Origin of the sequence: Pelagovum pacificum (genome assembly GCF_016134045.1) — a bacterium.
GTDB classification, from domain to species: domain Bacteria; phylum Pseudomonadota; class Alphaproteobacteria; order Rhodobacterales; family Rhodobacteraceae; genus Oceanicola; species Oceanicola pacificus_A.
In genome coordinates this window covers 1,097,355-1,111,247 of record NZ_CP065915.1, presented here as the reverse complement: position 1 = coordinate 1,111,247, position 13,893 = coordinate 1,097,355, and the positions used below count along the sequence as shown (strand labels likewise).

The 13,893-nt window shown below is 65.0% G+C and carries 10 protein-coding genes and 1 tRNA gene; 7 read left to right on the top strand and 4 right to left on the bottom strand.

Annotated elements, in window-relative coordinates:
- Positions 1 to 11: 11 nt before the first annotated feature.
- The 3 genes from I8N54_RS05565 to I8N54_RS05555 all read right to left on the bottom strand — a co-directional run bounded on the left by I8N54_RS05565 (position 12) and on the right by I8N54_RS05555 (position 3,562).
- Positions 12 to 812: a glycosyl transferase gene (locus tag I8N54_RS05565; protein ID WP_140193511.1), complete on the bottom strand. Its 801-nt coding sequence runs from the start codon at positions 810 to 812 to the stop codon at positions 12 to 14.
- Positions 813 to 824: 12 nt separating this feature from the next.
- Entirely contained in the window at positions 825 to 1,988 is a 1,164-nt protein-coding gene (locus I8N54_RS05560; RefSeq protein WP_140193512.1) for a M20 aminoacylase family protein, read from the bottom strand.
- A gap of 410 nt (positions 1,989 to 2,398) precedes the next feature.
- A complete protein-coding gene (locus I8N54_RS05555; RefSeq protein ID WP_140193513.1) occupies positions 2,399 to 3,562 on the bottom strand; it encodes a type III PLP-dependent enzyme in 1,164 nt (387 codons plus the stop codon).
- 251 nt (positions 3,563 to 3,813) lie between these two features.
- Here I8N54_RS05555 and I8N54_RS05550 point away from each other — a divergent pair, with 251 nt between their 5' ends.
- On the top strand, positions 3,814 to 4,356 hold the full coding sequence (locus I8N54_RS05550; protein WP_140193514.1) for a pseudouridine synthase: 543 nt from the start codon (positions 3,814 to 3,816) through the stop codon (positions 4,354 to 4,356).
- Between the two features lie 19 nt (positions 4,357 to 4,375).
- Here I8N54_RS05550 and I8N54_RS05545 read toward each other — a convergent pair whose 3' ends face one another.
- Complete coding sequence (locus tag I8N54_RS05545; protein WP_140193515.1) at positions 4,376 to 6,763, bottom strand: ATP-dependent helicase; 2,388 nt, start codon at positions 6,761 to 6,763, stop codon at positions 4,376 to 4,378.
- A 132-nt stretch (positions 6,764 to 6,895) separates the two neighbouring features.
- Between I8N54_RS05545 and I8N54_RS05540 the strand changes: the two genes are divergently transcribed.
- From I8N54_RS05540 to I8N54_RS05515, 6 genes are all read left to right on the top strand, one after another.
- On the top strand, positions 6,896 to 7,306 hold the full coding sequence (locus tag I8N54_RS05540; RefSeq protein WP_140193516.1) for a hypothetical protein: 411 nt from the start codon (positions 6,896 to 6,898) through the stop codon (positions 7,304 to 7,306).
- 87 nt (positions 7,307 to 7,393) lie between these two features.
- Positions 7,394 to 10,834 (top strand): pyruvate carboxylase, encoded by a 3,441-nt coding sequence (locus I8N54_RS05535; RefSeq protein WP_140193517.1) that lies wholly within the window; start codon positions 7,394 to 7,396, stop codon positions 10,832 to 10,834.
- Positions 10,835 to 10,913: 79 nt separating this feature from the next.
- Positions 10,914 to 11,729, top strand: a complete 816-nt coding sequence (locus tag I8N54_RS05530; RefSeq protein WP_197097491.1) for a metallophosphoesterase — start codon at positions 10,914 to 10,916, stop codon at positions 11,727 to 11,729.
- A gap of 59 nt (positions 11,730 to 11,788) precedes the next feature.
- Entirely contained in the window at positions 11,789 to 12,523 is a 735-nt protein-coding gene (locus I8N54_RS05525; protein ID WP_140193519.1) for a TerC family protein, read from the top strand.
- Positions 12,524 to 12,614: 91 nt separating this feature from the next.
- Positions 12,615 to 12,689: transfer RNA gene (locus I8N54_RS05520), tRNA-Gly, on the top strand.
- Positions 12,690 to 12,840: 151 nt separating this feature from the next.
- The gene (locus I8N54_RS05515; RefSeq protein WP_231592461.1) at positions 12,841 to 13,833 is read left to right on the top strand and encodes a hypothetical protein; all 993 of its coding nucleotides are present in this window, start codon (positions 12,841 to 12,843) and stop codon (positions 13,831 to 13,833) included.
- Positions 13,834 to 13,893 lie beyond the last annotated feature (60 nt).

Genomic DNA, 13,893 nt, shown 5'->3' with positions numbered 1-13,893 from the left:
TCCAGTGCCCCTTACGTCCAGTCGGCGCCCAGATCGTCGCGGGCCCTGTCGATCCAGTGATCCTGCAGCCACGGCACGGGTTTCGCATAACGAAGCAGCGATCCGCTGTAGCCGTCCACCGCCTCCGGCATCTTCGGGTGCCCGTGAAAGCAGACTACCCGTGCATTGTCCGGCAGCCGTGCGGGGCGCAGCCAGTTCACCGGCGGCAGGCCGAGGCAATCGTGCTTGAAGCTGACCACGAGATCCTTGTCGATATAGGCGAAATCGCCGCGACCCTGCGCCTTCAGCGAGGTGTAACGCTGCTCCGACCCGCGGGCTTTCTCGACCTCGGCAGTCGGGGCCTTCGCGATGTCTTCATAGAGATATCCATGCCTGTCGGGCGCGTATCTGAAAACGGACCCGTGTCCGGTCGGCCGTCCGCGCCGCGCCTCGACCCAGTCGGCGCGCATCGCGACCTTGCCCGGCGCCATCTCCCAGATCGGGGACAGATCGCCAGTAATCACGACGTCGAGGTCGAACCCCAGAACCGGTCCCGACAGGCCTTCGATCAGCCCCGGCCGGAACAGCGACACCTTGCGCATCGCCCCCTGCCGGTTTGCCACGGCGAGCGCGGCCGCCATCTCGGCGTGAAACGGCTCCTCGGGCAGCGGCAGAACTTCGACATCCGGGTGCAGCCCCTCGGCATGTTCCGTCATGCAGAGAAACCGCACCGGCGCGGAGAGATTGCGCCGCACGCCCGAGTAGAGCCGGTTCACATACTCCGGCCCGAACAGCGTGCCCCACTTGATGCAGGCGACCGTAATCGTTTCCATGTCCGTTACCGGTCAGCTGACCGGCATCCTCTGCTCAACGACTTCCGCCCACCAGGAGCATCCGGCGGGGATCGCCTCATCGTTGAAGTTGTATTCCGGATGGTGGACCGGCGCCGTGTCCCCGTTGCCGAGCAGGATGTAGGCGCCGGGCCGCGCTTCCAGCATGTAGGAGAAGTCCTCCGCTCCCATCACGAGCGGCGCCTCGTCGCAGGCGCCGGCGACCGCGGTCGCCGCGTCGGACGCGTGCCCGGTTTCGGTCTCGTGATTGACCATCACGGGGTAGCCGCGGTCATATTCGACACGTGCCGTCGCACCGAAGCTCGCCGCGATGCCCTCCGCGATCTGGGTGATCCGCGCTTCGGCCATGTTGCGCACCCCTTCGTCCATCGTCCGGGCCGTGCCACGCAGGTGCACCCGCGCCGGGATCACGTTGTGTGCCTTTGACGAGGATTCGACCGCCGTGACCGACACGACGAGGTTCTCGACCGGATCGACGACCCGGCTCACGATGGTCTGCAACGCGATCACGATGTGCGAGGCGACGACGGTGCTGTCGACCGTCTCGTGCGGCTTGGCCGCATGGCCGCCCTTGCCGGTCACAACGATGTTGAATTCGTCCGCCGCGGCGAAGAACGGCCCCGGACGGATCGCGAGAGTGCCAAGCGGCAACCCCGGCCAGTTGTGCATTCCGTAGACCTCCTGGATGTTCCAGCGGTCCATCATCCCCTCGTCGACCATCACCTTGCCGCCGCCGCCGCCCTCTTCGGCGGGCTGGAAGATCAGCACGACGGTGCCGTCGAAGTTGCGCGTCTCGGCTAGGTATTTTGCCGCACCGAGCAGCATCGCCGTGTGCCCGTCGTGTCCACAAGCGTGCATCTGTCCGGGAGTGCGGCTGGCATAATCGAGCCCCGTCGCCTCCTCGATCGGCAGTGCATCCATGTCCGCGCGCAGCCCGATGACCCGGCCCTTGCTGTCGGACCTGCCCTTGATGACCGCAACGACCCCGGTCTGTCCGATACCGGTCACGAGTTCATCTACCCCGAATTCCTCAAGCTTTTCCGCGACGAAGCCAGCCGTGCGGTGCGTGTCGAACAACAGCTCGGGATGCTGGTGCAGGTCGCGCCGCCACTCCGTGATCTCTGGCAGAAGCTCTGAGAATCGGTTCTTGATGGGCATGGGGGAGGCTCCGCGATCTGGTGGACCGCCAGACCCTGACGCACTCACCGCGCCACTACAAGGCCCGGCGGCCTAATGCCCCATGCGCCGCCGGATCCGCGCGACCAGTCTGACAACCGGCAGCATCAGCAGGGCACCAAGCGTCGTCTTTGATATCCCCACGGCCGCCGTCGATCCGGCGAATCCGATCGGCGGGGCCGAGCGCCGTCACGGGGCCGAGCATGGCCATCGCCTTGTACGGCTCTTTGGCGACGTCGTAGCGGTCGGGATGGTCTTAGAACGGTATCTGTCGGAGTCCTTCGGGTGGCGTTACCTAAAAGGATCCGGACCGGCGCTGTAAGCAGAGTTTTCATTTCTGATCGGAACGTTAGACGTGTGCGACGGTATACCGCCGCACACGTCCAAGCCGATCAGATGCAGACGACGTCCAGCGGGGGGAAGCCGTTGAAGCCAACCGACGAGTAGGTCGACGTGTAGGCGCCCGTGTTGCGGATGAGCACGCGGTCGCCGGATTTCAGACCGACCGGAAGCTGAACCGGACGCTTCTCGTAGAGCACGTCGGCACTGTCGCAGGACGGCCCGGCAAGGATGCAGGGGCCGGTCGCCTCGTGGTCGCGCGCGGTCTCGAGCTGGTAGCGGATCGCTTCGCCCTCGGTCTCGGCAAGGCCGGAGAAACGGCCGATATCAAGGTAAACCCAGCGGTGAAGATCCCGCTCGGACTTGCGCGATACCAGCATGCACTCGGCCACGATCGTCCCGGCCTCGGCGACCATGCCGCGGCCCGGCTCGGCCATGATGTGGCGCACGTCGCCGAACCGCTCGGTCACGAGCTCCATCACCTTGGCGGCGTAGGCTTCGGGCGCGTCGACTTCCTCACCGTAGAACGCCGGGAAACCGCCGCCGATGTTGAGCACCGACAGGTCGTGGCCGGCGTCCTGCGCCGCTTTCCAGGTCTGCGCGAGCGCGTCGAGCGCGGGGATCCACATCTCGGCACGGCGGGTCTGGGAGCCGACGTGGAACGAGAAGCCGACCGGCTCGAGGCAGAGGTCGCGGGCGTAGTCGAGCAGCTCGAGCGCCTTCGTGGCGTCGCAGCCGAACTTGCGCGTCAGCGGCCAGTCGGCCTCGGACACTTCGACGATGAGGCGGATGTACACCTGTGCACCGGGCGCGTTTTCGGCAATCTTCTCAAGCTCTTCCTCGGCATCGGCGGCGAAAAGCGTGATGCCGCGATCCCAGGCCCAGGCGATGTCGGACGGCTTCTTGATCGTGTTGCCGAAGGAGATCTGGTGCGCCTTCGCGCCACGCGACAGGCACAGCGAAATCTCGCCCTTCGACGCGGCGTCGAAGTGGCTGCCGAGCGTGACGAGGCGGTCGATCACCTCCTCCGCCGGGTTGGCCTTCACGGCATAGTGGATCTGGGCACGGCCAAGGCCTGCGTCGAGCGCGCGATACTGCTGCTCGACCCGGTCGAGGTCGACGACGAGCGTCGGCCGATCGAAATCGGAGAGCGCAATAAAGGTGTCGAGGCGGGAGACAGCGTCTTGGGCACGCAGGTGCGTGTTATGCAGTGTCATGGTCATCTCCAATAGACCCGGCCAGCTATGACCGCTCAGTTCCAAGGGAGACGTTACCGTCGCTGCATAACGCGTGCCGATGTTGTCAGGTGAGCTCGCTACTGCTCTTTCACCGGACGTGGCCAGAGGCGCGTGCGTTGGCGTCTTGAATGCGCATCTGGAACATCATGCGAGTCGATTCAAGGGGTAATTTTGCGCGATTTGAGATTTTCGGCGGTGTGTCGCGGGCGCCGCTGGTCCATAGTCGCCGCATGACCCGTATCCTCTTGTTCAACAAGCCTTTTGGCGTGCTTTCGCAATTCACGGACACGAAGTCCCCGACGGAGCGTCCGACGCTTTCCGGCTTCGTAAACGTTCCCGAAGTCTACCCTGCCGGACGACTGGACCGCGACAGCGAAGGGATGCTCGTCCTGACCGACGACGGACGGCTCCAGGCACGGATCTCGTCCCCCAAGGCGCGGACGGAAAAGGTCTACCTCGTGCAGGTCGAGGGCGACCCGTCGGACGGCGATCTCGAACCGTTGCGGCGCGGTGTGACCCTGAAGGACGGGCCGACGCGCGGCGCGGCCGTCCGTCTGATCGACCCGCCCGTACTGTGGGAGCGTGATCCGCCGGTACGATTTCGCAAGTCCGTGCCCGATCGCTGGATCGAAGTGACGATCACGGAGGGGCGCAACCGGCAGGTGCGACGCATGACGGCGGCTGTCGGCTATCCGACGCTCCGCCTCGTGCGGTGGCGTGTCGGACAATGGACACTCGACGGGATCGACTCCGGCGCGTGGCGGGACGCGTGACCGTTACCGGACAGGCGTCCTAGAAGGGCAGATCGTCGACCTGGTCGGCGGCGATGATGAACTTCGCAACGACCTTCTTGGTGCCGGCCTTGTCGAACTCGATCTCGAGCTTGTCGCCCTCGATCCCCATGATCTCGCCGTAGCCGAACTTCTGGTGAAACACCCGGTCGCCCTCGGTAAAGGCGGAGACCGCGTCGAGGTCGATCGTCATGTTGCGCGACTCGCGCGGCTGCGACATGCCGCGCTGTTGGCTGCGGGACTGTAAACGTTTCCAGCCCGGCGAATTGTAGCCGTCGGCATCCCTTACCCGGTCGGCCATGTCGGAATTCAGCCCCGTGACATCGACCCCGCCCATCGCGCCCATGCCAGCGGCACCGAAACCACCGCCGTAGAGGCCGGGTGGCGTCAGCACCTCCACGTTCTCTTCCGGCAGCTCGTCGATGAAGCGGGAGGGCAGCGCGCTTTGCCACTGGCCATAGACCCGGCGGTTCGCGGCGAAGGAAATGGTGCAGACCCGTTCCGCCCGCGTGATGCCGACATAGGCCAGGCGGCGTTCCTCCTCGAGCCCTTTCAGGCCGCTTTCATCCATGCTGCGCTGGCTGGGGAAGAGGCCATCCTCCCACCCCGGCAGGAAGATCGCCGGAAACTCCAGCCCCTTGGCCGCGTGCAGCGTCATGATGGAGACCTTGGCCCCCTGCTCTTCCTGCTCATTGTCCATGATGAGCGCGACGTGTTCGAGAAATCCCTGCAGGTTGTCGAAGGATTCCAGTGCCTTGACCAGCTCCTTGAGGTTCTCCAGCCGGCCGGGCGCCTCGGGCGTCTTGTCGTTCTGCCACATCAGCGTGTAGCCGGATTCGTCGAGGATCATCTCGGCCAGTTCGACGTGGGTGTCGGCCTCTGCCATGACCTGGCCGTGCCACCGGTCGAGGCCCTGCACGAGCGTTTTCAGCTCTTTCGCACCCTTGCCCTTTATCAGACCCGCGTCCGTTGCCAGACGTGCGCCCTCTACCAGACTGACGCCGTTGGCGCGGGCTGTGCGCTGGATGGTCTGCACCGCCTTGTCGCCGAGCCCGCGCTTGGGCGTGTTCACGATCCGCTCGAAAGCTAGATCGTCGTCCTGGCTGACGGCGAGGCGGAAATAGGCCATCGCGTCACGAATCTCCATCCGCTCGTAGAAGCGGGGGCCGCCGATCACGCGGTAGGGCAGCCCGATGGTGAGGAACCGGTCCTCGAACGCGCGCATCTGGTGGCTGGCGCGGACGAGAATGGCCATCGAATCAAGGTCGTACGGCTCCATCCCCCGGGTGCCGCGCTGCATCGATTCGATTTCTTCGCCAATCCAGCGGGCTTCTTCCTCGCCGTCCCAATGGCCGATCAGGCGGACCTTTTCGCCATCCTCGCCGTCGGTGAACAGGGTCTTGCCGAGGCGCCCCTTGTTGGCGGCGATGACGCCGGACGCCGCGGCGAGGATATGCGCCGTCGACCGGTAGTTCTGTTCCAGACGGACGACAGTCGCGCCGGGAAAGTCCTTTTCGAACCGGAGGATGTTGCCGACCTCCGCGCCGCGCCAGCCGTAGATCGACTGGTCGTCGTCGCCGACGCAGCAGATGTTCTTGTGGCCGCCGGCCAGCAGCCGCAGCCACAGGTACTGGGCGACGTTGGTGTCCTGATACTCGTCGACGAGGATGTAGCGGAACCAGCGCTGATATTGTTTCAGGATGTCGTCGTGCGTCTGGAAGATCGTGACCATGTGCAGAAGGAGGTCACCGAAATCGACAGCGTTCAGCTCCTTCAGGCGGGCCTGGTATTCGGCGTAGAGCGGGACGGCCTTCTGGTCGAAAGCGCTCGCCTCGGCCACGGGAACGTTTTCGGGCGTCCAGGCGCGGTTCTTCCAGCTGTCGATGATCCCGGACAACATGCGGGGCGGCCAGCGTTTTTCGTCGATGTTGGCCGCGACGATGAGTTGCTTGAGCAGGCGCAGCTGATCGTCGGTGTCGAGGATGGTGAAGTTCGACTTGAGCCCGACAAGCTCCGCATGGCGGCGCAGCAGGCGCACGCAGATCGCGTGGAAGGTGCCGAGCCACGGCATCCCTTCGACCACTTCGCCAAGCTGTGCGCCGACGCGTTTCTTCATCTCGCGCGCGGCCTTGTTGGTGAAGGTCACCGACAGGATCTCGTTCGGACGAGCCTTGCCCTGCGCCAAAAGGTGCACGATCCGCGTGGTCAGCGCCTTGGTCTTGCCCGTCCCTGCCCCGGCCAGCATCAGGACGGGGCCATCGAGCGCCTCGACCGCTTCGCGCTGCGCGGCATTCAGCCCGTCGAGATAGGGCGCGGCACGCGCGCCCATCGCGCGTTGGGACAGGGGCACGGCGCCCTCGAAGGCGTCTTCTTCGGAAAAGCTGCTCATGGGGCGATAGTCTAGCGCAAAGGCCCTCCGGGGAAAAGGCGAGTTCCCCTTCCGTTCTTCTTAATGTCGATAAAGCTTCGCCTGTCCGTTAACGGGCGGTAGTCTTCGGGCATTGAAGACAGGAGTACAACAATGACCCGTTTCGCCACCACCGCCTTTGCCCTGGCCGCGATCGCGGCCGCCGGCCCCGCCGCCGCGCAATCCGTCGCCTTTGCCCAGGCCCCTGAAATGAGCAACGGAACCGCGTTCGCCGCCACCGTCGGAGAGGCGATCGACCAGGCCGTCGCGCAATGCGTCGAGGGTGGCGCGATGGAGGAAGATTGCATCGTCACCACGGCCTGCGCCGATGCCGGCTATTCGATCGACATCTTCTTGCAGCACCAGGAGGGCATCCACTGGCACGAGACGTTCTGCGGCCTCGCCGATCAGCCGGTCGCCGAAGCCGTCGCGGAGTCGGTCTGCGATTCCACGCTGCGGCCGTACCTTATCGAATGCATGCTGGTTCAGGTCTGGGACCCGGACGGGGTGCCGCTGATGGAGTAGTAAGTCGAAAGCGAAGCTCCAAGGGCCATTTACGCCGTCGCAGAACCATCATAGCATTTTCTGCAACTGCGAAAAGGAGGTCCGCCCATGCCCGAGTTCAACAAGATTCTCGTTGCCAACCGGGGAGAAATCGCGATCCGCATCATGCGGGCCGCGAACGAGATGGGCAAAAAGACGGTCGCCGTCTATGCCGAGGAAGACAAGCTGGGCCTGCACCGGTTCAAGGCGGACGAGGCCTATCGCATCGGTGAGGGGCTCGGCCCGGTCGCTGCCTATCTCTCGATCCCCGAGATCATCCGCGTCGCCCGCGAATGCGGCGCCGACGCGATCCATCCCGGTTACGGACTGCTGTCCGAGAACCCGGAGTTCGTGGACGCCTGTGCGGAAGCAGGCATTACATTCATCGGTCCGAAAGCGGACACCATGCGCGCGCTCGGCGACAAGGCCAGCGCCCGTCGCGTCGCAATCGAGGCCGGGGTGCCGGTGATCCCGGCGACCGAAGTGCTCGGCGACGACATGAAGGCGATCAAGAAGGAAGCCGCGGAGATCGGCTATCCGCTGATGCTGAAGGCGTCGTGGGGCGGTGGCGGCCGGGGCATGCGCCCGATCGAGGAGGAAAAGGAGCTCGAGGAAAAGGTCCGCGAAGGCCGTCGCGAGGCGGAAGCCGCCTTTGGCAACGGCGAAGGCTACCTCGAGAAGATGATCACCAAGGCCCGGCACGTCGAAGTGCAGATCCTCGGCGACCAGGAGGGCAACATCTATCACCTCTGGGAGCGGGACTGTTCCGTCCAGCGCCGCAACCAGAAGGTCGTTGAGCGCGCCCCTGCCCCGTACCTGTCGGACGCGCAGCGCGAGAAGCTCTGCAACCTCGGCAAGAAGATCTGCCAGCACGTCAATTACGAATGCGCCGGCACCGTCGAGTTCCTGATGGATATGGAGACGGGCGAGTTCTACTTCATCGAGGTGAACCCCCGCGTGCAGGTCGAGCACACCGTGACCGAAGAGGTCACCGGCATCGACATCGTCCGCGCGCAGATCCTGATCGCCGAGGGCAAGTCCCTCGTCGAGGCAACCGGATGCGCGTCCCAGTACGACGTGGAGCTGTCGGGCCACGCGCTCCAGTGCCGGGTCACGACAGAAGATCCGACCAACAACTTCATCCCCGACTACGGCCGCATCCAGACCTACCGGTCGGCCACGGGCATGGGCATCCGCCTCGACGGCGGCACCGCCTATTCCGGCGCGGTCATCACCCGCTACTACGATTCGCTGCTGACCAAGGTCACCGCGTGGGCGCCGACGCCCGAGGCGGCGATCAAGCGGATGGACCGGGCGCTGCGGGAGTTCCGGATCCGGGGGATCAGCACGAACATCGACTTCGTGGTGAACCTGCTCAAGCATCCGACCTTCCTGAACAACGAATATTCGACCAAGTTCATCGACACGACGCCGGAGCTGTTCGATTTCAAACAGCGCCGCGACCGCGCGACGAAGCTGCTCACCTACATCGCCGACATCACGGTGAACGGGCATCCGGAAACGGACGGCCGTCCGAAACCGGCCGCCGACGTCAAGAAGCCCGTCGCGCCCGAGCCGAAGACCGAGAGTCCGCTACCGGGCACGCGTCAGATACTGGACCAGTTCGGCCCCGAGGCGGTCGCCGACTGGATGAAGGAGCAGAAGCACCTTCTGATCACCGACACCACGATGCGCGACGGTCACCAGTCGCTGCTCGCGACGCGGATGCGCTCGATCGACATGATCCGCGTGGCCCCGGCCTATGCGGCGAACATGTCGGGGCTGTTCTCGGTCGAGTGCTGGGGCGGTGCGACCTTCGACGTGGCCTACCGCTTCCTGCAGGAAGACCCGTGGAAGCGCCTCGCGATGATCCGCGAGAAGATGCCGAACATCCTGACGCAGATGCTGCTGCGCGCGTCGAACGGGGTCGGCTACACCAACTATCCCGACAATGTCGTCCAGTTCTTCGTCAAGACCGCCGCCGAGGCCGGGGTCGACGTGTTCCGCGTGTTCGACTCGCTCAACTGGGTGGAGAACATGCGCGTCGCGATGGATGCCGTGGTCGAGTCCGGCAAGATCTGCGAGGGCACGATCTGCTACACCGGCGACCTTCTCGACCCCGACCGCGCGAAGTACGACCTGAAGTACTACGTCGCGATGGCCAAGGAGATGGAGAAGGCCGGCGCCCACGTGCTTGGCCTCAAGGACATGGCCGGGCTGCTGAAGCCGAAGCAGGCGGAGACGCTGATCGCCGCGCTGAAGGCGGAGGTCGGGCTGCCGATCCACTTCCACACGCACGACACCTCGGGCGCCGCGATCGCGACCGTGATGGCCGCGAGCAAGGCCGGCGTGGATTGCGTCGACGCCGCGATGGACTCGTTCTCGGGCAACACCAGCCAGCCGACCCTCGGCTCCATCGTCGAGTCGCTGCGCTTCGAGGAGCGGGACACCGGGCTCGACATCGCCGCGATCCGCGAAATCTCGAACTACTGGGAAATGGTGCGCGCCCATTACCTCGCCTTCGAGAGCGGGCTGCAGGCGCCGGCGTCGGAGGTCTACCTCCACGAGATGCCGGGCGGCCAGTTCACCAACCTCAAGGCCCAGGCCCGGTCCCTCGGGCTCGAGGAGAAATGGCACGAAGTCGCCAAGACCTATGCCGACGTGAACATGATGTTCGGCGACATCGTGAAGGTGACCCCCTCCTCAAAGGTGGTGGGCGACATGGCCCTGATGATGGTGGCGCAGGGTCTCACCCGCGCGCAGGTCGAGGATCCGAAGGTCGACGTCTCGTTCCCCGACTCCGTCGTGGACATGATGAAGGGCAACCTCGGCCAGCCTCCCGGCGGATGGCCCGAGGACATTCAGAAGAAGGTCCTTAAGGGCGAGAAGCCGATGACGGACCGTCCCGGCAAGCACCTCAAGCCAACCGACATCGAGGAGACCCGCACCAAGCTGGCCGAGGATCTCGGGCTCGAGATCGACGATTACGACCTCGCCGGATACCTGATGTATCCCAAGGTCTTCACCGACTACGCCAACCGCAACGAGGCCTATGGCCCGGTCCGTGCCCTGCCGACCAACGTCTTCTTCTACGGGATGGAGCCCGGTGACGAGATCGCCGCCGAGATCGATCCCGGCAAGACGCTCGAGGTGCGGCTCTCCGCCGTCGGCGAGACCAACGAGGAAGGCGAGGTCCGGGTGTTCTTCGAACTGAACGGCCAGCCGCGCACCATCCGCGTGCCCGACCGCAAGGCGACCGGCGGCTCGGCGCAGAAGATGAAGGCGGAGCTCGGCAACGCCAACCACCTCGGCGCGCCGATGCCGGGGGTCGTGGCGACCGTCGCGGTGCAGGCCGGCGCCAAGGTGAAAGAGGGCGACATGCTGCTCACCATCGAGGCGATGAAGATGGAGACCGGTCTCCACGCCGAGCGGGACGCGACGGTGAAGGCCGTCCACGTCCAGCCCGGCGCGCAGATCGACGCCAAGGACCTGCTGATCGAGTTCGAATAACCCCGATCCGCCGCCGTTTCATCCAATGGTCACATGGCCATGGTTGAGTGCGCGGCGGCGGACGACCCGGGGGACGGACATGGAAAAGCTGCTGGTCTTCACCGACCTGCATATCGTGGAAGACGGCCGCACCATCGCCGGTCTCGACCCGTTCGCGCGGTTGCAGGCGACGCTGGAACACGCGCTCGCCCGGCATGGCGACGCCCGTCGGATCATCGTGATGGGCGACCTCGCCCACGAGGGGAAAAGGAAGCAGTACGCGCGGCTCGCCGCCCTGTTGCAGCGGGTGCACCTGCCGGTGACGCTGATGCTGGGCAACCACGATCGCCGCGATCGTTTCCTCGAGGCATTCCCGGAGACGGCGGTCGACGGTGAGGGCTTCGTCCAGTCGGTCACCGACCTCGACCGGCACCGGATCATCACGCTCGACACGCTGGAGGGGCCACCGTGGCGCAGGGATGCGCATGGCGGCGTGCTCGGCGAGGCCCGCATCGCCTTTCTGCGCCAGGCGCTCGAGACGTCGGACGACCGGCTGCCGCTGGTCTTCACTCACCACCCGGCGGCGAAGGTCGGAATCGGGACGGTCGACGAGATACGCCTCGCCGACGGGCGCGAGGTGCTCGACCTGCTCGCCGCCCATCCCGGCGCGCATCTGTTTTCGGGCCATGTGCACCGCACCATCTCGGGCAGCGCGCGCGGCGTTCCCTTCACAATCTTCAAGAGCACCTGCCACCAGCTCGCGCTCGGACTCGGCGCGGAGGACACCGGCACCTTCACCGATGCGCCCGGCGGCTACGGCGTCATCGTGCTGCGCAAGACCGGCGTGACCGCCCATTTCGAGGATGTCGGCCGCAAGGTGAAAGAATTCGACAGCGACGCGGCCTCCCCCACCTGACGAAGTGCAAGCGGCGCCCTATGTGATCGCGGATATCAACCCCCGGTCACGTGGATAAAATGATCGAACTTCTGAGCGACCCGGCCGTCTGGGCCTCTTTCCTGACCCTCACGATCCTCGAGATCGTGCTTGGCGTCGACAACGTCATCTTCATCTCCATCGCCTCGTCCCGGCTGCCCGAGGCGCAAAGGGCCCGGGCCCGGTTCATCGGCCTCTGCGGAGCGCTCGTGCTGCGCGTGCTGCTGCTTCTTTCGATCGCGTGGATCATCGGGCTGTCGGAGCCGATCGCCGAGATTGCCGGGTGGGAAGTCTCCTGGCGGGACATCATCCTGCTGCTTGGCGGCTTCTTCCTGATCTACAAGGCCGCCACCGAGATCTTCGTCGAGGTCGAAGGATCGGAGCATGGCGAAAAGGGGTCCGTTGCGCAGGCAACCTTCGTCGGCGTGATCGCCCAGATCATGATGCTGGATCTCGTGTTCTCGCTCGATTCCGTCATCACCGCCGTGGGGATCGCAGACCATATCGAGGTAATGATCGCTGCGGTGGTGATCGCCATCGTCATCATGATGATCGCCGCCAACCCGATCGCGGGCTTCGTGGAAGCGCACCCCTCCACCAAGATGCTCGCCCTCGCCTTCCTCGTGATGGTCGGCATGGCGCTGGTGGCCGACGGCTTCCACTTCCACGTCGAGCGCGGCTTCATCTACGCCGCGATGGTCTTCGCCGGCGCGGTCGAGGCACTGAACCTCTGGCGGTCGAAACGGCGTATCAGACTCGCGGGTAGCGGCACCTGAACAGGGTGCCGCGACGGTGGCTGCAAATCGTGTGAATTTTCCTCTTGCAGCCACCGGCGAGTCTTTATAGATCACCGCTCACCGAACGGATGCGGGTGTAGCTCAGGGGTAGAGCATTACCTTGCCAAGGTAAGGGTCGTGAGTTCGAATCTCATCACCCGCTCCAATTCGGTCCTTCCCGTCAAATGCGCAGAATTGACCCCCTCCGGGGAGTTCGTTGAATCCCTGACCGGACTGCGAAAGGTCTGGTTTTTCTGCCTTGCGACGGTGGCAGGCTCCGGGTGACCATGACGTTAGGTCATGGGAGTATTTCAATGATGAATTTCAGTACCGGCACGGCGTTCGCCATCCTGCGCAAGACGCTGCCGTTCCTCGTCTTCCGGATGATCGTCTATTTCGGGATCGCCGTCGCCTATGTCCTCGTCACCGGCACCGGCGCGGGGATCGGCTGGGGCATCGGCGCTTTCGGCGACGCGGAATTCCGGGCCGGCACCACCTTCTACGGCGGCATCATCGGCTTCGCGCTGACGGCCGGCATCCTCTACTTCCTGCGGGAATACATCCTCTACATCGTTAAGGCCGGCCATATCGCCGTCATGGTCGAATACCTCGAAGGGCGCGACATCCCCGACGGTCAGGGCCAGATCGCCTATGCCCGCAACATCGTCACGGAGCGGTTCGGCGAAGCCTCGGTGCTGTTCGGTCTCGACCAGCTCATCAAGGGCGTGGTCAAGGCGATCACCGGGCTGATCCAGGGGCTCATGGCGATCATGCCGATCCCCGGACTGCAGAACGTGATGAGCATCGTGCGGGCCTACCTGCGTGTCGCCGTGGGGCTGGTCGATGAGGTCATCCTCGCCCACAACATCCGCACCCGGTCCGAGAACCCCTGGGCGTCGTCGCGCGATGCGCTCGTGCTCTATGCCCAGAACGGCAAGGCGATGCTGGCGAGCGCGGCCTGGCTGACGCTGATCACGTGGGGCATCTCGCTGCTCGTCTTCTTCCTGATGCTCGCCCCGGCAGCAGCGGTCGTCTACCTGATCCCCGGAGCCTGGTCGGCCGGAGGTTTCGTCTTCGCGATCCTGTTCGCATGGGCCGTGAAGGTCGCGCTGATCGAGCCCTTCGCCATCGCCTGCCTGCTGCAGGCCTTCTTCCGCGTCACCGACGGCCAGCAGCCGAACCCGGAGTGGGTCGCCAAGCTGGAAAACGCATCCGGCAAGTTCCGGACGCTCGGCGAGAAGGCCGTCACATGGGCCACCGGCGGTCGAACGATCCCCAACACCTCCGCCCCCGACCCCGACCCGGCCTGAGCCGGCACGTCAGGACAAAAGACGCCACGCGATCTGCGCGGCGTCTTTCTTTTGTGGCCG